The organism is Alicyclobacillus sp. TC (assembly GCF_016804365.1).
In the GTDB taxonomy this organism is placed as follows: Bacteria; Bacillota; Bacilli; order Alicyclobacillales; family Alicyclobacillaceae; genus Alicyclobacillus_I; species Alicyclobacillus_I tolerans.
Genome location: NZ_CP044434.1, coordinates 536,068 through 556,023, shown reverse-complemented (window position 1 = coordinate 556,023; position 19,956 = coordinate 536,068). Strand labels below are relative to the sequence as shown.

Here is a 19,956-nt window from a genome sequence, read left to right as displayed (position 1 = left end):
CCGAGTTACAAAAGTGTAACAAGGACACATTCGACACCCTTCGACACCTCCCTGCTACACGAAATATTTACCAAGCTCGCACGGGTTTTATCTTAAAAGACTCTCTATAAAAGAAGCCACATTCAGTGATCCAAAACCTGTACAAGCATTCCAGCCAGGTCCAGCATTGTAGCCCACAACTCCGTTGAAAGAATTGTTGCCACTGGTAATTGAATTGTAGGGTAAACTTTGCGACTGTTGATAAAGAATCTCTGTTAAGCCGCTTACAGGACTCAATCCAATTTGTGACCTTTTTTGATTCACTAAAGCTACAATCGCTGCAAAAATGGGAGTCGCCACAGAAGTACCACCGACTACAATCGGCTGACCTTGGAAGATAATTTGATAACCAGTTGCCGGATCGGCATTGAATGCTATATCAGGCAGCGCACGACCTTGTCCAGAAAGTCCTGCTTTTGTTTGAAAGACTGGCATGGAAAAAACTTGTGAATACCCACCACCAGTAGCTCCGCCGTTTTGTGGTCCATAGTAAGTCCATGCGCTTTCCGGTCCGCCCTCTGGCAAAGACGTACCGCCTACAGCAACAGCATGAGGGCAAGAAGCTGGTGCATCCGCATGACGCGTCAATGGACCATTCAAATTGTGCAACCCATAAGCTCCATCATCACCTGATGCTACACAAACAGTGATTCCTTGAGCATCCAGTTGGGCAATCGCCTTTTCCCACGTTTCAATGGCCTGGCTTCCAAAAGAAATTTCACCATCACCATAGGAAATAGAAAGCACCGTTGGAGAATGGGCGGTATCTTGCAAAATATACTGAAGAGCATTTTGCATAGAGGCAGCAAAATCCGCATCCGTCTGCCCAGCACTCGCTTCATAAATTACAATATGAGCTCCCGGAGCAATTGCTCCCGCCCATTGTAAGTCCAGAGACGCCTCTTCATCTTCAGAAGATGCTCCACCGTCGTTTCGCGTACCATCTACTGAAACAAATTCAACATTAGGTGGAGATATGTGATGCATTTGCCAAAATAACTCAGCGTCACTCAAACTATAGCCATTGGAAAATTCTAAAATACCAATCGTTTGTCCCGAGCCATCCAAATTATCCGGAATATTGTAATATTTACGGATATCACTAGGAAAATATCCTTGTCCACCATTGACTTCACAAGCAATTGAGCGAATCAGGCGGCGTTTTTTCATTATAAGCAACCCCTCTCCATATGCTTCATCAATCATTGATAGTCGTGTTAACGCTCAAGCACCATCCGCAGACCAATCAACGAGATCGCCAACAGTTCGAAGTCCAATTCTTTTACATAATTGTAACTCTTTTTGCCAAACAGCGGATGTCATCCTAACATCTTCATCAGCACGGTGACGGTTACTGACAGTGACACCCAGAAGTTGACATGTCTGTTCTAAAAGAGGAGCCTGCGGCAACCGAAAAAGCGCCTGCGCCACTACAGCAGTATCAATGGTGATGGGCCGTAATCGTTGCTTCCAAATTTCCCGAACCGCTTTTTGCAAAAATGTCATCTCATGCCGGATATGATGGGCAACCCAAATTTTACTAACCGAATCCTCCAGCAAATCATGAAGCGCGTCCGTTATTGGAACCCCTTGCTGCTGACAAACACTCGGACTGAGACCAATTAACCCCCAAATCGTTTCTGGGACTTTGTCATAAGATGGATGGGCAATCAGAGCAGATTTTACAGGTTCTATGGTATCGCCGTAACAGACACAATAAGCTAGAGATAAAATCAGATCATTTTGCGCAGAAAATCCGCTGGTTTCTATATCAAGCACAAGAAATCCAGCTTCATCCAGTGAAGATTCCCATAATTTTTCTAAAGTTTCGGCAGGTGATAACAACTTATCGCGAGGATGGATTGTTTCGCGCGGTATAAACCACTTCATGCGCTACCTCGCGGTTTGCGAAAATGTTGGACAATAAATTGTTCTAATTTTTTCGCCTCATGCAAATGGTTTTGTAATGCCTGATATTCCTCCAAGCTTATATCTTCCATAGAAATTTCCTCCGACGCTCTTCCTTTGGCCATATAACTTGCCGATTGCGCACGCAGTCGCAACATACTGGCAAATTCGATAGCCTGCCGCAAATGACAGCTCCAATCGTGAGATATAACCCCTGACTTCTCTATTCGTTCCAAGCGCTCCCTGGTCGCAGTGATCTGTGCCCATTTATCAACTGATTCATTGGTAAACGGCACAGAACGTGTATAAAGCAAGCGAATAGCACGAATGATGGGTGTTTGTAACTCAGTCTTGACATTCCATCCTATTTGGCGTTGTTTGCCAAACCAATGCTTCCGACTTTGTGGACGTTTGCCAACAGTTCCACGAATACCAAGACTGGCCATTTCCCACTGCAAAAAGGAAGATTGAGAGATCCTTTGCAATACCGATGTTTGATAAAGACGCCAAAAAGAAGATTCTCCCTCTTCTGCAAGGAGTTTTCCATCCAGGATCATATAAAGAAACCGAGCATGTTTCCAATCTGGATAGTGAAAATAAGCATCCGTGCGCGTAGTCCAGAGCTTGCTATCCCCCCGCCAACGGACATTGCTGGCCATAACATTGCCTGGACAAGGAGAAAAACCGTATTCGTATGTTCGTCTTTGAAATTGATATAAATGGAAGAGTAAACTTTTTTCTCTCCATAGTCCATCTTTGGTAATCAAAGCATAATCGAGATCGGAAAATGGAAAATCTTCACCGCGACCGCTCGCTCCAAGCAGTACAAATTGGCATTCGGAACGAAGTTCTTCGGGCATACATTCCTCCCAAAGCCGCTTGATAATCTGTATACGCAAAAGTTGAAATTGTTGCAAAAATTGACTAGCAGATGGAATTTCAACTGCATACTGCCTAGCCAAAATAGCGGCTCGCTTACAAAAAGAACTCCCATCTCCTGCATCCAGATATTTTTGCAACTCCTGCCCACCATTGCGCTCTTCATTCATCGACTCCGACAGTCCTTTCTCGAAAACAAAAACTGATTTCAGTCTAACATGGGACAAAAAGTACGCGAACCTTTTTCAGTCTATTCTGTATATGAAATTTGGAGATTGCATTTTATACTAAATAACAAGGTATTCGTCATAAAGAAACACTGCGCCATGTTATTGTCGACTCGGGGAGGATGCTGGATTTGAATCATGTCACTGAGAGCCAATCGTTAAGTGCCCACCCTGATGCCAGATTAAATCTGCTTTTCAGTGACTGGTCAGGACACATGAAATCCATCATTATACCCTTTAAGGAAATCCGAAAAATCCAGGAAAATGGATGGCTGATGGATGGTTCTGCAATACAAGGCGCCTTGCGCGTTCAAGAAACCGAGATGAAAGTCATTCCAGACTGGAAAACATATAGATGTTTTTCTTCTACACAAGACTCTCTTTTCTCGAGCGTCATCTGTCAATTGCATCTTGCGGATGGACGTCCTTACGCTGGCGATAGTCGAGCACGCCTTCATCACATACAGCGCATGTTGGATGAAAGAGAATTGGCTATTCAAGCAGCATGTGAATTTTCATTTTATTATGACGCCGATAACAAGCATGAATCATCCAATCTAGATTGGCTGGAAAACTGGCTAAGCGATGTTCGATGTCTATCAGGCCTTTCTATTTCCATGCAACAGCTTTCGCACACTCATCAGTTTTTGATACATCTTGAAAGCGCACATCTATTGCAAGCAGCGGATGGGTTTGCACTTGTCCGACATCTCCTGATGAGCCGTATCAAAGAAAGAAAGCATTTTATCAGTCTTATGCCTCTTCCTCACAATGATGCGCGACCACAAAAAATGCGTTTAAAATTGCGCTGTTCTGGACCAGGCTTGAAAAGTCATCCTCTTCTCATTCAGAAATGGGCTCAAACGATGGTTGATCATGCCTCGGCTCTCTCCTGTATTTGCAATCCCACCATAAACAGCTTTCGACGATTGGAAATCCTGCGTCGTCAACGCCAACCGTATTACATTGTGCATAAAGAAGCTCAAGAACAAGCAACGAGTATAGATCTTTATACTCCAGACGCGTTGATGAATCCTTATCTTACATTGACTGCATTACTCGCTACTTTGGTACCCGTTTTGGATCAACCAACTATTCACAAAACATCAAACTCATGCACTTCTACCATCCCTGAAAGTCTGCCTCGTTCACTGCTCGAAGCTTGTGATGCTTTGTCTGAAGATGAATGGATTGCCGATGCTCTTGGTGAAACGCTTTTCTCCATCTGGTTGAGCCATAAATTAGAGGAGTATCAGCGTTTTGAAGAACATATTCATGATTGGGAATATCAACAATATTTTGGGAGTTAAATAAGCAACAAAAAAACCGCGCGATCCGGTTCAGCAGAATCGGACGCGCAGCTCAGAAACCATGGCTATTCACGCAATACCAAACCTAAAGCGGACGGATCAGCGCCGAGAATTTTCGGCAATTCATCGACTGACAACTGTTCAGGATAGGCCGACTCATGATGGAGTGTCATATCCAGACCAAGTATTTCCTCTTCCTTCGTGACTCGCAATCCCATCACTTTGTCGATAACAAAGAGGAGCAACAAGGAACCTCCACCTGAGAATATCCAAGTACTTGCCACGCCGATGGTTTGTAGAAGAAGTTGATGCGGGTTGCCATAAAACAATCCGTTGGCTCCTCCTGAATTGACGGCAAGGGTAGCAAACAGACCTGTTGCGAGTGCTCCCCAGGTACCACCAATACCATGTCCCCCAAACGCATCTAAGGCATCATCATAGCCGAGCCTATTTTTCATCCACGTGGAAGCGAAATAACAGATAGCTCCCCCTAAACCTCCTAAAGCAAGACTTCCAGCAACAGACACATAACCGGCAGCAGGCGTAATAGCCACCAACCCTGCGACGGCTCCTGCACATGCCCCAACAAGACTTACATGACCCGTATGCCATCGCTCGACCAACATCCAAACCAACGCTGAGGCGGCTGTTGCTGTATTTGTGGTTAAAAATGCCTCTGCAGCAAGAAAATTCGCTTGCAAAGCACTCCCCGCATTAAACCCAAACCAACCAAACCAAAGCAAAGCCGTGCCTAATAATACAAATGGTACATTATGTGCCTTAATGGCTCCTGTACCATGCTCAACTCGTCTTCCTAAATAAATGGCAGCCACTAAACCTGCTACTCCGGATGAGATATGAACGACTGTCCCTCCGGCAAAATCAAGAACACCAAGATTATGCAGCCATCCACCTGCACCCCAGACCCAATGTGCTAGCGGATCGTAAATGAAAGTCGACCAAAGCAGGATAAAGACTAGAAAAGCAGAAAATTTTACACGTTCAGCTAAACCTCCAACAATCAAAGCAGGAGTAATCACAGCAAACATCATCTGAAAAATACCGTAGACAAAATTAGGAATGGTCGCTGCATAATTCGGATCAGGCGCTGCACCCACATGCCGAAACATTGCCCAAGAGAAGTTCCCAATGATATGGTGAACATCAGGTCCAAAGGCAAGACTGTATCCAATGACCACCCATTGTACAGATACCACTAAAAGTACGGCGAAGACTTGGAAAGTTGTCGTGATGACATTTTTTTTTCGGACCATTCCGCCGTAAAAAAAAGCTAATCCGGGTGTCATCAGCATGACTAGAGCAGATGAAACCAAAATCCAGGCTGTGTCACCAGCACTGACCATAGATGGAGTCGCTGCATCAGCCACAGTTGGGGTTAACAATACCACTAAAAATGTACCAAGAAACAACCAGAAGCGATTGCGAAGGGAGACGCTCATTTTCATCCTCCTAGTCATTCTTTCTGAAATCTCTGTCTTTATATGCAAGGCTACAGGAGGGAAAAAAACGCGTCAAGATGTTTTGTAAGAATACCTTACAAGAAGATTAAAAATTCATTTTTTCTTATACTCATCCACCCACATAAAATCCTACAGCTTTCTTAAAAACCTGCGAAAGAGAGGTTGGATGGACATGTCTCATACCACTTCACCAAGTTTATACGACCATTTCCGAAGCATTCTTAACAGCTTGTCGACTGAGTATCTTGTGCCCGATCTCGGTCTGCAAACAGCTAACTTCCTTTTTTTGCTGGAAAGTCCGCATCTCCAAGAATTAAAGTATGGAGCCCCTGTCAGCGGATCGAGCGGATTGTCCATGACACGTCATCTGTTCGACTCTGCTTATCACTCGCTGCCTATGGGGCGTTTACTTCTGCAACATAGAAAAGGAGAGCTGGTAGACCGTCGTCTCTATCAAGTTGGATTGATGAACGCATCAAATTTGCCGATGCAAGCGGCCGCCTATAGTGCGCAGACACGAAGCAAGTTCCCGGAAATAATGGAGATTTTAGAAAGTCTTCGGAGTGCGAATCAACGAGACATCTATCCTCGCGAGGAATGGAATATTGTTCAAGATCTTCTGCTGGCTAACCTGCGCAAACGGTTGACTGCGTTGTACGAACGCAGGCTGATACTGGTACCGTGTGGCAGGTTTGCACAGAAGTTTTTTCGGCTCAGTCAAGTACACTCTCCAAACTGGCTAGTGGTAAACGGTATTCCGCACCCTTCTTATAACGGATTCTCTCAGCCACGATATCAGAAAGAAGTTGCCTACATGAAACAATTATTTGAGAAGGTTGTGAACAAAGCGGCTCGACAGGATTAATTGGCGATTTGCCCCACAGACCGTTCCGATCGAACAAGTGGCATCACTTGTTCTGAAAACCTTTGCAGTTCTTCCAATTGCGGTGAACACTGAAGCAAGAGCAGATCCAGTCCGGCTTCAGAGAATTCAAGTATCCGTTCTGCTACCTGTTCTGGTGTACCGACTAAATTTGGACGCAGACCGCGATTGGATACCGAATAATCTTCGAGAGTAATTTGTTGTTCCAACTCTGATTTTTGAGTAAAATCCTGAAAACCAGCATAACCTCCGCCTGCTTTGGCCTTGACTTGAGTTATCCTTCTTTTTTCCGCCTCAGCTTCCTCTGCGGTATCGCGAACAATCACGTAAGCTGCCATACCAAAGGAAGAAAACGGGCCTAAACCAGTTAATTGCCGGCGTTCTTTCATGTCTCTTGTCTTGTGACGAATTTCTTCCACTGTTCCACCATGCATTAAATAGGCATCACATGATTCGGCAATAAATCGTTTGCCCCGTTCACTTTCACCGCCAGCATAAATCATGGGCAATTTTCGCTTGGGTTTGGGTGACAAGTGAGCCTCTTGGATCTGATAATATTGTCCATCGTACGTAAATGTATCTGCCATCCACATCCCGCGCAGCACATCCACAAATTCTTGAGATCGAGCATACCGCTCATCATGCTGAGAAAATTGTCCAGCGTATTGACGAGCTTCTTCCTCCCACCAAGCCGACACAACATTGAGCGAAAAGCGCCCACCACTGATGTGATCCAAGTTGGCAGCCATCTTGGCTGTCACTGCAGGATTGTGAAAGGCTGGACGGACTGCCGCCATCAATTCCAGCCGCTCTGTGACGGATGCCAACGCAGCAGCAGTCGTCCAGGCTTCTAAAGCGTCCGCTTTTGGCCCTTTAATGTCATTTAAATAAAGTTCCGCCAACAGGCTCACATCATATCCCCATTGTTCAGCAGATTGTGCTACTTTCTTAGCGTAGGCAAAAGAAGCTGGCATACCTTCATCCTCAATATTTCGTAGCCAACCACCAAACATAGGCATCCAAAATCCAAATCTCATCTTTCTCCAACCTCCCGTTTTCTCTGTTTCTAGCAAGGACATACGTAAGAACGTGTATAAAAATTCTCCAGCAATCTGGCTGCCGGAACCGGATCGTCCAAATCAAGAACCGCATCCAAGCAAGTTTCGCTTGTTCCTGTCAGCAATTCTGCCAATTCATGGACATGCAAATGCTCTTGTGGTGATACGTATTTCCCGCTTGCTTTTAGTGTCAAATAATCTTTCAGATAAACCCAACGCATCCCCTTACGAGTCGGAGAGACAGGCAAAGTCAGTGGAGAGCCGATCGCTTCCTCATAGGCGTAAAGAGGTAAATTCCAACCACAGGCGATGGGAAGTCCAATCCATTTCCAGGTACGCGTATTGATATCAAGTAATTTGTAGACTCCGTCGCGATGATCGAGAATAAATTCCGACTCAGAAATTCCGTAGTAAGCTAGGGTCCGTAAAATATTTGCTCCTAACTCAGCTAAATCGGGCAAATCCTCAGATTTAACCAAACATCCTGTACCAAAATCGGGAGGATATTGCTCTAATTTACGTCCCACAAATCCTGCAACCATTTCTCCATTCGACCGCATATAGGAACAAAGAGATACGTAGTTTGACAAACCTGCCGGCACAATTTCCTGGATAACCACGGAATGAGGATACACTTTTTTTAATAGCTGAATGACCTCATTCGGCGTATGGGCTTCCAAAACTTTGGCAGAAAATGCATCATAAAAACTACGTTGTTCAACCGGTTTGAGAATACAAGGATAGGTTACTTTTTTTGCTTCTGCCTCTATATCCATCCATTCATCTGGATACCATGTTTTAGGAATCGGTACACCCAGTCTTTCAGCAGTCTGGTAGAGCTTTTTCTTATTCAAAACAGACTCCACAATTTCCAGTGGTGAAAAAGGGAAATGATAATATTTTTCTAACCGATCACGATGACGGGAAACGGCAAAAACCCACTCATCATTAGACGGAAAAAGAACAGCCTTGACAGGCAAACGCTCGCCCATTTGTAGTAGAAAATCGACAAAATCCTCTTCATTCGTCAAGGGATTGGGACAAATAGCGGCGGAATGCAGATACTTGGAAGCTAATCCATAAGCTCGCGCATCCCTGTCAAGGGCGAGAACAGGAATATTTTCACGTCCGAGCGCTCTGGTTACGGCCAAGCCTGTAATATGTGCATTGAAAACTACTGCTGCCGGCTTATCTTTGGGCAGATGAGGCAAGCGGCTTAAAAATTGTTCAGGATCATAAAGTGATGACATAGGCTCAACCTTTCTCTGGATACCCACGACTTTCAAGCACTACAGACCATGGAATGCCGCCTCTTGGACAGGAAAAACGAACCCCCTTACTCACAAAAACGAGAAGGGGGTTCATCCAAATCCGATGCCACCGTCTTCTCATCTTCGGAATGAAAACCATTCCTCTGAAATTGGCACCGTGCCGACATATTGGCCGGTTGCCGAGGCTTCGCAGGGTCAGTCCCTCAACCTCTCTTGATAAGAGCGTGGTTCCTATGAAATTTAGTGAAAGCATAGCACGGAATCTGAAAAAGTCAAGTCAAATTCGTCAAAACTCCTTCCGGTCCAAAAAATTCATAGTGAATCCTATCTTCCTGAATACCTATAGAGTGCAAAATTCTATAAACTGCTTGCATAAACGGTGTGGGTCCGCAGAAGTAGACATCCGCATTCTGCGGAACTAACGGACGTAAAAAGTCGTCTGTGATATAGCCGCTTAGTTGATGACGTTGAAGCGCTTCATCTTCAACTGTGGGTTTTTCGTATATGGTGTAAACTGATAAATGACTGTGTGTTTCTGCTAATTCTTCAACATGATTAGCAAAAGCGTGTACACTACCTTGCAATGCAGCATGAATATAGACAATCGGCCGTTTGTCTCCAGATTGAATCAATGTATTGAGCATCGAAATCATAGGCGTCAAGCCAACACCGCCACTGATCAGAACGATGGGTAAATCATGCGAGCGATCTAATGTAAATACTCCTGCAGGAGCACTGACCTCAATGACATCACCTACACCAATTTGCTCGTGAAGATAAGAAGATACGACACCGGCTGGTTTTTCTTGAATGGCACTCTCTTTTTTGACAGAAATCCGATAATAGGGTAAACCAGGCGCATCCGACAAGCTGTATTGACGCAAATGAACAAACGGTTGATCTTTCGGTTGAACGCGAACCGTAATATATTGACCAGGGATAAAATAAGCTATGGCACCTTGATCAACAGGCTCTAGATAAAAAGATGTGATGACATCGCTCTCCTTAACTTTGCGTTTGACCTGAAATGAACGAAAGCCACTCCACCCACCCGGTTGTGCGGATGCTTGTTCATCAAACTGTTGTTCCATTTGCATGAAAGTGGATGCTATTACACCATACGCTTTCTCCCAAGCTGCCAGAATGTCCGGGGTCGCCGCTGAACCCAGCACATCTTGAATAGCAAGCAGCAAATTTTCCCCCACCACTGGGTAATGCTCTTTTTTTACACCCAAACCGCGATGTTTGTGGCCAATTTGACGCACGGATGGCAAAATAGCTGAAAGATTGTCAATATGCTGTGCAGCCGCATATACCGCATTGGCCAATGCCATCTGTTGCTGCCCTTGCTGTTGATGCGCATGATTGAACATATTTAACAATTCTGGGTGAGCTTCAAAAAGACGTTCATAAAAGCGTCGTGTAATGGCTTCCCCGTGAACTTGCAAAACAGGAACAGTAGATTTTACAATCTCTATCGTTCGATCGTCCAGCATCTTCATCGTATTGATTTTTTCTAAATTAGATACTACGGCGGTCATCTGAACCACTCCCTTGTGGATGGATAACTATTTTTTCTTTGGCATTTATGAAAATACGCTCCTTTTTGGAAAGTCTCTGTGACTACAGTCACAGAAAACCTGACGAAGGTGTGACGAAATGACATGGATAAAATTGCATCGTGGCGAATGCTTATTTCGCCAAGGTGAAATGGGTTCGCTTTATCGTTTGCATACTGGACTATTGAAAGTCGTGCGCTACCAAGCAGACGGACAAGCGCTGCTATTTAATATTTTGCTGCCGGGTGAACTGTTTCCTCACCATTCGCTGGTCAGCCCCAAGCCTTACCACGGAAACGCTATAGCCATGATGGATTCGGAAGTCGAAGTTATCAATTCAGAGGATTGGTACCACCAATTAGAGGAAAACCCTTATTTATATAGAGAAGTATCTCTTTCCCTGCAACATAAATTGCGTATGATGCAAGAACGGATTGACCAGTTAACTACCGTTACAGCCAAAGAGCGTTTTAACGCCTTCATCCACTGGTTTAAACAAGAATTTCCTGATATCGATCCGCTCTCCATCTTCACACAAGAAGAAATCAGTCAATTCATGGGCCTGCGCAGAGAGACACTCAATCGCTTGTTACGAAAACCGGCCAATTTTTCGTAACCAAAAGGCGAATATCTAATTGCTGGTTTGTTCAGCATTGGCTTCTTCTTTTTTCTTGATTTGTTGAAGAAGGCGCATCATTTGCTGTAGTATCTCGGACTTGAGTGCCTCTTCGTGATCGTCTGAGAACAAACTGATGCGAATGGAATAGGTTGCAGGTCCAATATCTGCAATCCAAACCTCCGGGCGAGCATCTTCATCATTAAACCTTTTCATTAAAAAAATTCTTGCTTCGTGTAGAAAAGTATCTACAGGTACAGCGTGATCGACATCAAAACGGAAATGTATGCGGTGCTTTCCTGGGGTGGATTTGTTTTCCAGAAATGACTGCGCAATAATTCCATTAGGAATCATTTGCAAATAACCATCGGCACTTTCAATCTCTGTGTACATCAGGTTAATATCACGGACGACACCAAAATACATGGGACGCATTGCTTCGTGAGGATAACTTGGCATTAAAAGAGGAAATTGCCAGGCTACAATGCCAATTGGGTCTCCGACTCGGAAAGGCCGAAACAAAAGCAACCATATACCGCCAATAATGTTGGCAAACACCGTTTGGCCTGCCAAACCTACAATAACCGTAATAAAGGTTCCACCAAAAATGACACTGGGTAAGCCGACCCCAAACGCAGTCAATGCGCTAATGATAACTGTCAAAAAAAGCAACAGTCGAGCAACATAGCGAAAGAGCGTGGAACGCTGTGGGCCCAATTTATTCAACGAAATGCGAAATAAATTGCGCTCTAAAATCGTGGATACAATACCACCTACCGCAAACACAAGCAAAGCTTTGACAATATCAAGCCAAGTCTTAGGAATATGTTTTAAAAAGCCAGAACGAGTATCTACACCTATCATAATGGCAATAGACACTACAATGAGAATGACAATGGATAGAATCGTATTCCGCAACAACCTCGGACTGCGCGATCCATCAGGAGAGCGTTTCATCTGGCAGCGCCTCCATTTCTAACTTGAAAACTCCCAATATCCATCTTAATCATTCTTTTCAAGAAAGGCCAACTTCAGGCACACTTTGATGACTCACGGTCTTTATGGGAAAGCATAAAAAGGGGAATCTATGATGCGTATTGCCATACTGGGTTCAGGAGTAGCCGGGCTAGCTGCTGCTGCAGCGTTGCAACAATCCGGCATCGATTACGTGTTGTTCGATCGCGATGCAAACCCGTTAGATGGGGGGCTGCATTGATTTTATGGCCTAACGCGCTTTTCGCGCTAAATCAATTGACGAGTGAAAACATCTCAGAGATTGCACAACATCCTCTCAAAACTGGAGTCTTGCTTGAAGAAACAAGCACCCTTCTTTTGCAACTTCCTCTGCATTGGATGAAGGAAGAATTTTCTCGTTATCCCATCTGTGTGCGCCGTTCCCATCTCCTTCATTGGTTATGGGATATACTGGATCGACCAAAAATTGAACAAGATACGGCAATCCACACTGAAATGGGAAGAAACCAAAAAATTTATGTGGAATTTGGGAGTGGCCGAAAAGATTGTTTTGATGGAATCATTGCGGCAGATGGTATTCATTCCAATATTCGCAAATCAATCTATGGTCATTTGCAGCGGCCAACTCGTTATCACGCTTGGCGAGCAATCATCCAAAACGCGTATGACATTCAATGGGATATGGCAGAATATTGGGGATCTGGACGGCGATTTGGATATGCGCGAATCGACGCAGATCACCTATACTGGTTTGCTACACTCAACTACCGATGGATGCAAAAAGATGACCAATCCTTCCCTTCCATCCGTCATCAGTTCTCCAATCTGCCTGACTCGATACAGAAATGGATTGACCATACACCTAATCATGAAATTTTCAGCCATTCCATTTACGATATAGCCCCAGGGTATCCTCTATCTTCAGGACCTCTTCTATTCATGGGAGATGCTGCCCACGCCATCACACCTAATTTAGGCTTTGGAGGCTGTCTTGCTCTAGAAGATGCACACGTTTTACTTCATGCATTGCAACAAGAAAAGGATTGGCAAAAAGCATGCGCACGTTTCGCAGTTTTACGAAAACGCAGAGTCGCACATATGGCAAAATTTGCTCGCTGGCTCGGTGAATTCTCGCAAATAGAAAATCATTTAGCCATCCAACTGCGAAACAAAGCGTTCAGCCTTGCACCCAACTTTGCATCCCAAAAAGTGTGGAGAAAATTGCTCACCTACAATCTCTTACCGCACCACAAAATAGATTGAAATATGCAAAATCTCATGTTATTCTATCGATTATAGGAATGTTATTCCTATAATAGGTGGTGTATTCATGCAACCTTTGCAAGGGATCCGTGTATTAGACTGTTCACGCATATTGGCAGGCCCGTTTTGTGCCATGAATTTGGCAGATCTCGGTGCAGATGTCATCAAAATTGAATCCGTTCAAGGGGTGATGATACGCGCTATTGGGGACCTCCATTTATAGGTGGAGAAAGCGCTTACTATCTTTGTGCCAATCGAAACAAACGTTCCCTGGCGATCGATCTGAAGCATCCAGAAGGCCAAAAAATTCTCAATACACTGTTGCAACACACAGACGTTTTGCTCCATAACTTTTTACCAGCTTCCGCACAACACCTTGGCCTCACTTATGAACAGGTTAGTGCTGTGAAACCTGACCTGATTTATTGTTCTATCTCTGGATTTGGCAGACAAAGTGACGAACCTGGTTATGACTATCTGATGCAAGCAATGGGCGGTCTCATGAGTATTACTGGTTACGCTGAAGCTGGCCCCGTCAAAGTAGGCGTTGCCATTACTGATGTTTGTACAGGTTTGTACGCAACCATTGCTATTCAAGCAGCACTGCGTGTTCGCGAACAAACTGGGCAGGGGCAGGCTATTGATATGGCGCTTTACGATACACAGCTTGCCATGTTAGTCAACGTCGCAAGCAATGTTTTGACAAGCGGCATTGATGCCAAACGCATAGGTAATGGCCATCCAAACATTGTTCCTTATCAGCTTTTCCATACTCGTGACGGAGATGTGGTAATTACGGTAGGCAACGATAGACAGTTTAACGACTTTTGCCATGTTCTCCATCTTGACGAATTACCAACGGATCCGCGTTTTTCAACCAATGCCGAACGTGTGAAACATCGTGAAGACCTCTTGAAGCTGCTAGAAACAGCCATGGCTCAACACTCTCAAGAAGAGGTTCTTTCTATGATGCGTGCTGCACGAGTACCCGCCGGACCAGTACAAAGTGTTAAAGAATCACTAGCTTCATCACTAACGACCGAACGACAAATGATTTGGGAGAGCGAAAGTCACCCGACGATTGATAGATTACGACTGCTCGGCAGTCCTTTAAAACTAGAAAAGACTCCGCCAGTCTTTCGCCTGCCTCCTCCCAGACTCGGTGAACATAGCGAAATCATTTTAAAAGAATGTGGATTTTTGGAAAATCAAATTCAAACGTGGATCCATGAAGGGGTGGTAGCTACATGCTAGACTTCTCACTCAGCCAAGAGCAATTAGAGTTACAAAAAATGACACGAAAATTTGTCCAAACCGAAATTATTCCCTATATGAAGGAATGGGACGAACAACATCATTTTGAGATGGGTGTAGTGCAGAAATTAGCTCAGCTGGGGTTGATGGGCGTTTGCATACCTGAGAAGTATGGCGGCGCTGGCATGGATTATAACTCCTTAGCTATTGTCTGCGAGGAACTTGAATATGGAGATACCGCCTACCGAACTGCCGTCTCTGTACATACCGGACTTAATAGTATGACTTTATTACAGTGGGGTACAGAAGAACAAAAAGAAAAATATTTAAAACCTCAGGCAGAAGGAAGCAAATTAGGTGCCTTCGGACTTACCGAACCTGGTGCAGGTTCAGATGCTGGTTCATTGCAAACCAGAGCACGACGTGATGGTGACAGCTATATTCTGAACGGATCGAAAATATGGATTTCCCTGAGTGACTATGCTGACCATTTTTTAATTTTTGCGACGGTCGATCCGTCCAAGAAACATAAAGGTATCACAGCTTTCATTGTGGAACGCAACTATCCTGGTGTTACCACCCGACCGATTCGTGGCAAACTCGGTATTCATGGCGGGAATACAGGAGAAGTCATTTTGGAAGATGTTCGCGTACCAGCAGCAAACCGCCTTGGAGATGAAGGTGAAGGATTTAAAATTGCTATGTCTGCTTTGGACAACGGTCGATTCACTGTTGCTGCTGGTGCGACTGGATTAACGCGTGCTTGTTTAGATGCCTCCGTGAAATACGCCCATGAACGCAAGACGTTTGGTGTAGAGATTGGCAAACATCAGTTAGTTCAACAAATGATCGCCAAAATGGAAGCTGGTTACCAAACTTCACAACTCCTTGTGTTTAAATCAGGTTGGTTAAAAAATCAAGGAGTCCGCAACACTCGTGAAACTTCACTTGCCAAATGGATTGCTTCCGATGTTGCTTTTCAAAGCGCCTCCGACGCCATTCAAGTCCATGGAGCCTACGGATACTCCAACGAATACCCGGTAGAACGTTATATGCGCAATGCTAAAGCCCTTGTTATTTACGAAGGAACTCGCGAGATTCATACGATTATGCAGGCAGAATACGCTCTTGGATATCGAGAAGACAAAATTTTAAACCGGATGTTGCCGCCCTGGCCTTTCGCAAACTCTGGAGACTATCTGTAATGGATATTTGGCTTGAACCTGATTCATCAAAAGATAAAACACGCACTTCACAAACACTTGCTCGCGGTTTGCGCATCTTGGATTGTTTTGTGACTTACGGTGAGGAATTGGGCGTGGCAGAGTTGTCTAACCTTCTTCATCTTCCGCGCACTGTAGTTGCTCGTTTAGTGACAACACTCGCCGAACATGGCTATCTTGCTCAAAATCAAGAAAACAAAAAATATCGACTGGGTATGAGTGCCTATATCCTTGGCATGCATGCCAACCGGGAATACAGTTTACGCCAAATGGCTTGGCCATCTATGCAATGTCTAGCGGCCTCTAGTGGTGAAACGGTAAGTTTGACCATGCTGGATGAAGAACGTCTAGTAGGTATTTGCATTGCATCCATCGACAGCCCGCTACCCATCAAACTGACAACACGTACAGGTAGCGTCCTCCCACTCCATCGTGGAGCTACACGCAAAATCTTGCTTGCTTACGCTAGTGAAGCTATAAAGGAAACCGTCCTGACGCAATTACAAGAAATATCCCAGAGTTCTCCAGATAGTGTGGAATCCTTGAAAAAGGAGTTATTGGAAATTCGCAGGAAAGGATATGCCTATAGTGAGGAAGAATTGGATGACGGCGCTTTTGCAGTCGCTGCACCCATTCTTACCGAAAAAGGAGAACTGTTGGCAGGCATTGGCGTTGCTGGCCCCATTTATCGCAAAACAGAAGAAAGTTTGCAACGCCTCATCTCACTGATCCTATCTTCAGCTCGCGAGATAGAAAAGCGTTGGACACAACCCTTATAACAGGGTGTGTCCTTGCACTTTTCACTATTTGAGACCTGTCGTAGAAATACCTTGGATAAACCATTTTTGGAATATAAGGAATAAAATAGCTATTGGAATGGTAGCCATTACAGCTGCCGCCATTAAATATGGCCAATTTGTATAATATTGCTGTTGAAACATTACCATACCTAGCGGCAGGGTCCAAAATTGCAGTTTATTGGCTACAAGTAGTGGTAAAAGAAAATTATTCCAAGAACTCATGAACATCATGAGTGCCAGTGTAAGCATGGTAGGCTGCACCATAGGCAATGTAATTTGCCAAAAGATTCGCCACCGACTAGCACCTTCAATCACGGCTGATTCTTCCACTTCTTCCGGGATGTTCAAAAAGGCTTGTCGCATGAGAAACACGCCCATAGCCGAAACCAGTTGCGGTAATATCATTCCTGCGTAACTGTTGATAAGGCCAAGAGAGCGCAACTCGATATAGACTGGCAACATGATGGATTGAAAAGGAATCATCAACATAGATATGACACCAAAGAACACTAGATTGCGTCCACGAAAATGAATTCTTGCTAAAGCATAGCCAGCGAGCGCATCCAGCAATAAATTTCCAATGACCACAACCACTGAAACCAAAGTACTATTCAGAAACCATCGCTCCATGGGAACTGTTTTCCACGTATCTATATAATTTTTCCACAAAAAGGGATGAGGAATCCAACGTGGCGGGTAGGCCAACGCTTGATTCAATGGCTTTAATGATGTGGAAAGCGACCAAAGAAACGGGATCACCATCATAAGCGCACCAACGATTAAAATGAGCAGATACAGACCGCGAGATATGCGTCCCCATGTTTTTTGCGCTGGAGATACAATCATTTAACCATTCACCCTCCCTCACTTTGCGCATTCAACAGCCATCGATTAATACTCAATCGGTTTGCCAAGCCAGCGATTGGTTAACAGGGTAAGCAGAAGTACAACTACAAAAAGAAACACCGTTATCGCGGCTCCATAACCGACATTTCCATAGGAGAAAATTTCTTCATAAATAAGTAGCGCCATTGTCATGGTAGAATTGAGCGGCCCACCTGTGCCACCCGATATGATGAAGGACTGATCAAACATTTGCAGTGTGCCAATCATGCCCATGACTACAATAAAGAAGGTGGAGGGTCTCAAAAGTGGCACTGTAATCCGCAAAAAACGCTGAAATGCAGATGCTCCATCAATAGCTGCCGCTTCATAGAAGTTTTGTGGAATGGATTGTAAACCTGCCAAAAAAACCACCATGAAATATCCCGATGTACTCCATATGTTTAATATCATGATGGCCGAAAGCGCAAAACGAGGATCTCCTATCCAGTCAGGCCCAGAAATCCCAAACCAGTTCAAAAAACCGTTCAATAACCCCAGTTTATTGAAAATCCACATAAACATCAGAGACGTAACAGCTGATGAACTGATAGACGGGAAAAAGAATGCCAAACGAAACAGTGGCCGGGCGGGAAGATGCTGATTCATGATTACTGCGAATATCATGGCAATGATTGTTTGCACCGGCATGACGACTGCTGCAAAGATAAATGAATTTTTGACTGCCGTCCAGAAGAGTGGCATACGAAAAATAGCAGCATAATTATGCAATCCAATCCAGTGCATTTGGTCTAACAGATTCCAAGAAACGCCACTCAGAAAAAAGGCATAGACTGCTGGACCAAGAGAAAACATCAACAAAAGAATGATAGTCGGCAGAGAGAAAAGGTAGGCGGTGACGGTTTCCTGTCGCCGCCATTTCTGCATGCCTTTTTCACGCAGGAAACGACCACCGCTCCGACTCTGGGAGTCTGCTTGAACTGCGGCCATCACTGGCTACCTCCATTTTGTAAAATTGATTCACCTTCACTTTGCAGTTTTTGTAGTGCTTGTGCAGTACTTTCTTTTCCATCAACCGCCAATAAAGTCTCATTAGAAAGTGTCGTATTCACATATTGATCGAACCCATTGGGAAAATTCCAAGGCACTGCGTTGGGCAATTGCTTCAAGATGTTTTCATAAATCGGATGTTCTTTGTAATAGGGCATGTCAATTAAAGATTTTCGAACGGTTACCAGACCGCCCTGTTCCACCCATTGCGCTTGACCTGCCCCAGTCAGATACTGAATGACTTCCCAAGCCTGTTGCGGATGCGAACAATCTTTGGTGATGGCCCAAGCGGTTGGAAAATCCAGACTGACATTATTGACAGGACCTTTCGGCAACGTAGCTATAGCGAATGAAGTGTTCGGATACGTGTCTTGCAAATATGGAATTGCCCAAGCCCCTTCAAAGGTCATAGCCGCGCGTCCCATTCCAAGCGCCTGTCCTCCCCATGTAGCTCCGACATCCTGTGGTTGTGCGGCAACTCCTGAACGATAGAGATTGACAAAAAACGAAAACCCTTTCAAGGCTGCCGGAGTATTTAAAGTCATTTGAGTCATGTTATGATTCATGACACTGCCGCCTGCCTGATAGACAAATTGCGCCCAACGAGGTTCCTGTGGTGTCTGAACGATTCCATAAATTTTCTTTGCAGGATTTGTTAATTTTTTAGCATCTGCGTAGAGTTCCGCCCATGTCTTCGGCGGGCCACTAATGCCAGCTTGCTTGAACATAACCGGATTGTAATAAAGAACGAGCGGCGATTGATCACGAGGAATACCGTAGACCTGACCGTTCGCCACAAACATATTCAGTGCACCAGAGAAGAAATCGCTCAAAGAATAGTTAGACTGCTTGATATAGGAATTCAGCGGTATGACTGCCCCTTCACTTTCAAAGGTTGGCGCTTGCCCACCATTGTTTAATGTAATGATATCTGGCGCATCTCCTGCCACAAACTCCGTTTTGAGAATCGTCTCGTAATTACCAGAAATCGGACGATATACCGCATGGATACCAGGATGTGTCTTGTTGAAATCAGCTAATTGCTGATCAATAATTCCATTGGTTACATTTGTTCCAGACCAACTGGCTACAACGATAGTTACCGGTTTACCTGAACTCGTGGATCCACCTTGCGAGGAGTTGCTGTTATTGGCTGTACCACAACCCACTAGCCCTAAAAAAGTCAAGCCCACGAGAGAGTACATAGCTGCTTTTTTGACTTGCTTCAATTAAATCTACCTCACTTTCGTGAAATTTTCGCTTAACTGGCATCTGCAATGGACAAGGATAAGATTTCCTAGTAACTGAATGTTTGCT

General features: G+C 44.5%; 20 protein-coding genes and 1 riboswitch. Of the genes, 9 read left to right on the top strand and 11 right to left on the bottom strand.

Translation table 11 applies throughout. From position 1 onward, the window contains the following. Positions 1–87 precede the first annotated feature (87 nt). Genes FY534_RS02725 through FY534_RS02715 form a run of 3 tightly spaced genes read right to left on the bottom strand, consistent with a single transcriptional unit; the run spans position 88 to position 2,996 of the window. The gene (locus tag FY534_RS02725; RefSeq protein ID WP_203115111.1) at positions 88–1,209 is read right to left on the bottom strand and encodes a S53 family peptidase; all 1,122 of its coding nucleotides are present in this window, start codon (positions 1,207–1,209) and stop codon (positions 88–90) included. Positions 1,210–1,263: 54 nt separating this feature from the next. Continuing rightward, positions 1,264–1,929 (bottom strand): 3'-5' exonuclease, encoded by a 666-nt coding sequence (locus FY534_RS02720; protein WP_203115109.1) that lies wholly within the window; start codon positions 1,927–1,929, stop codon positions 1,264–1,266. Further along, positions 1,926–2,996: a DUF294 nucleotidyltransferase-like domain-containing protein gene (locus tag FY534_RS02715; RefSeq protein ID WP_072873512.1), complete on the bottom strand. Its 1,071-nt coding sequence runs from the start codon at positions 2,994–2,996 to the stop codon at positions 1,926–1,928. The genes FY534_RS02720 and FY534_RS02715 overlap by 4 nt, the downstream gene beginning before the upstream one ends. A gap of 188 nt (positions 2,997–3,184) precedes the next feature. Between FY534_RS02715 and FY534_RS02710 the strand changes: the two genes are divergently transcribed. Then, positions 3,185–4,363, top strand: a complete 1,179-nt coding sequence (locus tag FY534_RS02710) for a glutamine synthetase beta-grasp domain-containing protein (protein ID WP_203115107.1) — start codon at positions 3,185–3,187, stop codon at positions 4,361–4,363. A gap of 65 nt (positions 4,364–4,428) precedes the next feature. Here FY534_RS02710 and FY534_RS02705 read toward each other — a convergent pair whose 3' ends face one another. Beyond that, positions 4,429–5,727, bottom strand: coding sequence for an ammonium transporter (locus tag FY534_RS02705; RefSeq protein WP_203115512.1), 1,299 nt, complete (start codon positions 5,725–5,727; stop codon positions 4,429–4,431). A gap of 289 nt (positions 5,728–6,016) precedes the next feature. Between FY534_RS02705 and FY534_RS02700 the strand changes: the two genes are divergently transcribed. Continuing rightward, complete coding sequence (locus FY534_RS02700; RefSeq protein WP_203115105.1) at positions 6,017–6,709, top strand: hypothetical protein; 693 nt, start codon at positions 6,017–6,019, stop codon at positions 6,707–6,709. Here FY534_RS02700 and FY534_RS02695 read toward each other — a convergent pair. From FY534_RS02695 to hmpA, 3 genes are all read right to left on the bottom strand, one after another. Next, complete coding sequence (locus FY534_RS02695) at positions 6,706–7,764, bottom strand: LLM class flavin-dependent oxidoreductase (protein WP_072873516.1); 1,059 nt, start codon at positions 7,762–7,764, stop codon at positions 6,706–6,708. The genes FY534_RS02700 and FY534_RS02695 overlap by 4 nt on opposite strands. Before the next feature lie 29 nt (positions 7,765–7,793). Beyond that, a complete protein-coding gene (locus FY534_RS02690; protein WP_083574100.1) occupies positions 7,794–9,035 on the bottom strand; it encodes a carboxylate--amine ligase in 1,242 nt (413 codons plus the stop codon). Between the two features lie 135 nt (positions 9,036–9,170). Continuing rightward, positions 9,171–9,279: riboswitch (SAM riboswitch) on the bottom strand. Positions 9,280–9,328: 49 nt separating this feature from the next. Further along, positions 9,329–10,552, bottom strand: coding sequence for an NO-inducible flavohemoprotein (gene hmpA / locus FY534_RS02685; protein WP_203115511.1), 1,224 nt, complete (start codon positions 10,550–10,552; stop codon positions 9,329–9,331). Between the two features lie 172 nt (positions 10,553–10,724). Between hmpA and FY534_RS02680 the strand changes: the two genes are divergently transcribed. After that, the gene (locus FY534_RS02680; protein ID WP_072873579.1) at positions 10,725–11,231 is read left to right on the top strand and encodes a Crp/Fnr family transcriptional regulator; all 507 of its coding nucleotides are present in this window, start codon (positions 10,725–10,727) and stop codon (positions 11,229–11,231) included. A gap of 15 nt (positions 11,232–11,246) precedes the next feature. Here the strand turns inward: FY534_RS02680 and FY534_RS02675 are convergent, their stop codons facing one another. Beyond that, positions 11,247–12,188, bottom strand: a complete 942-nt coding sequence (locus tag FY534_RS02675; protein ID WP_072873517.1) for a mechanosensitive ion channel family protein — start codon at positions 12,186–12,188, stop codon at positions 11,247–11,249. A 133-nt stretch (positions 12,189–12,321) separates the two neighbouring features. On the opposite strand from FY534_RS02675, the gene FY534_RS02670 reads away from it, so the two are divergent. The 6 genes from FY534_RS02670 (at position 12,322) to FY534_RS02650 (ending at position 16,725) form a co-directional block, all read left to right on the top strand. Next, the gene (locus tag FY534_RS02670) at positions 12,322–12,447 is read left to right on the top strand and encodes an NAD(P)-binding protein (protein WP_203115103.1); all 126 of its coding nucleotides are present in this window, start codon (positions 12,322–12,324) and stop codon (positions 12,445–12,447) included. After that, positions 12,444–13,469, top strand: coding sequence for an FAD-dependent monooxygenase (locus tag FY534_RS02665; RefSeq protein WP_203115101.1), 1,026 nt, complete (start codon positions 12,444–12,446; stop codon positions 13,467–13,469). Before FY534_RS02670 ends, FY534_RS02665 begins: the two co-directional genes overlap by 4 nt. 67 nt (positions 13,470–13,536) lie before the next feature. Next, positions 13,537–13,692: a CoA transferase gene (locus FY534_RS14955; RefSeq protein ID WP_370541542.1), complete on the top strand. Its 156-nt coding sequence runs from the start codon at positions 13,537–13,539 to the stop codon at positions 13,690–13,692. Further along, positions 13,644–14,723 carry a CaiB/BaiF CoA transferase family protein gene (locus FY534_RS02660; RefSeq protein ID WP_370541557.1) on the top strand — a complete coding sequence of 360 codons (1,080 nt, stop codon included), beginning with the start codon at positions 13,644–13,646 and terminating at the stop codon, positions 14,721–14,723. Before FY534_RS14955 ends, FY534_RS02660 begins: the two co-directional genes overlap by 49 nt. Further along, the gene (locus FY534_RS02655) at positions 14,717–15,928 is read left to right on the top strand and encodes an acyl-CoA dehydrogenase family protein (protein WP_072873520.1); all 1,212 of its coding nucleotides are present in this window, start codon (positions 14,717–14,719) and stop codon (positions 15,926–15,928) included. The genes FY534_RS02660 and FY534_RS02655 overlap by 7 nt, the downstream gene beginning before the upstream one ends. Next, positions 15,928–16,725 (top strand): IclR family transcriptional regulator, encoded by a 798-nt coding sequence (locus FY534_RS02650; RefSeq protein ID WP_072873521.1) that lies wholly within the window; start codon positions 15,928–15,930, stop codon positions 16,723–16,725. The genes FY534_RS02655 and FY534_RS02650 overlap by 1 nt, the downstream gene beginning before the upstream one ends. A 24-nt stretch (positions 16,726–16,749) precedes the next feature. Here the strand turns inward: FY534_RS02650 and FY534_RS02645 are convergent, their stop codons facing one another. Genes FY534_RS02645 through FY534_RS02635 form a run of 3 tightly spaced genes read right to left on the bottom strand, consistent with a single transcriptional unit; the run spans position 16,750 to position 19,868 of the window. Further along, complete coding sequence (locus FY534_RS02645) at positions 16,750–17,592, bottom strand: carbohydrate ABC transporter permease (protein WP_203115099.1); 843 nt, start codon at positions 17,590–17,592, stop codon at positions 16,750–16,752. A 45-nt stretch (positions 17,593–17,637) separates the two neighbouring features. Continuing rightward, positions 17,638–18,579, bottom strand: coding sequence for a carbohydrate ABC transporter permease (locus FY534_RS02640; RefSeq protein ID WP_083574101.1), 942 nt, complete (start codon positions 18,577–18,579; stop codon positions 17,638–17,640). Further along, positions 18,579–19,868 (bottom strand): ABC transporter substrate-binding protein, encoded by a 1,290-nt coding sequence (locus FY534_RS02635; protein ID WP_203115097.1) that lies wholly within the window; start codon positions 19,866–19,868, stop codon positions 18,579–18,581. Before FY534_RS02635 ends, FY534_RS02640 begins: the two co-directional genes overlap by 1 nt. Positions 19,869–19,956 lie beyond the last annotated feature (88 nt).

Coding starts and splice junctions, on each gene's coding strand:
- FY534_RS02650 (WP_072873521.1), top strand. CDS start 15,928: ATGGATATTTGGCTTGAACCTGATTCATCAAAAGATAAAACACGCACT.
- FY534_RS02715 (WP_072873512.1), bottom strand. CDS start 2,996: ATGAATGAAGAGCGCAATGGTGGGCAGGAGTTGCAAAAATATCTGGAT.
- FY534_RS02670 (WP_203115103.1), top strand. CDS start 12,322: ATGCGTATTGCCATACTGGGTTCAGGAGTAGCCGGGCTAGCTGCTGCT.
- FY534_RS02640 (WP_083574101.1), bottom strand. CDS start 18,579: ATGGCCGCAGTTCAAGCAGACTCCCAGAGTCGGAGCGGTGGTCGTTTC.
- FY534_RS02700 (WP_203115105.1), top strand. CDS start 6,017: ATGTCTCATACCACTTCACCAAGTTTATACGACCATTTCCGAAGCATT.
- FY534_RS02720 (WP_203115109.1), bottom strand. CDS start 1,929: ATGAAGTGGTTTATACCGCGCGAAACAATCCATCCTCGCGATAAGTTG.
- hmpA (WP_203115511.1), bottom strand. CDS start 10,552: ATGCTGGACGATCGAACGATAGAGATTGTAAAATCTACTGTTCCTGTT.
- FY534_RS02725 (WP_203115111.1), bottom strand. CDS start 1,209: ATGAAAAAACGCCGCCTGATTCGCTCAATTGCTTGTGAAGTCAATGGT.
- FY534_RS02675 (WP_072873517.1), bottom strand. CDS start 12,188: ATGAAACGCTCTCCTGATGGATCGCGCAGTCCGAGGTTGTTGCGGAAT.
- FY534_RS02705 (WP_203115512.1), bottom strand. CDS start 5,727: ATGGTCAGTGCTGGTGACACAGCCTGGATTTTGGTTTCATCTGCTCTA.
- FY534_RS02695 (WP_072873516.1), bottom strand. CDS start 7,764: ATGAGATTTGGATTTTGGATGCCTATGTTTGGTGGTTGGCTACGAAAT.
- FY534_RS02690 (WP_083574100.1), bottom strand. CDS start 9,035: ATGTCATCACTTTATGATCCTGAACAATTTTTAAGCCGCTTGCCTCAT.
- FY534_RS02655 (WP_072873520.1), top strand. CDS start 14,717: ATGCTAGACTTCTCACTCAGCCAAGAGCAATTAGAGTTACAAAAAATG.
- FY534_RS14955 (WP_370541542.1), top strand. CDS start 13,537: ATGCAACCTTTGCAAGGGATCCGTGTATTAGACTGTTCACGCATATTG.
- FY534_RS02645 (WP_203115099.1), bottom strand. CDS start 17,592: ATGATTGTATCTCCAGCGCAAAAAACATGGGGACGCATATCTCGCGGT.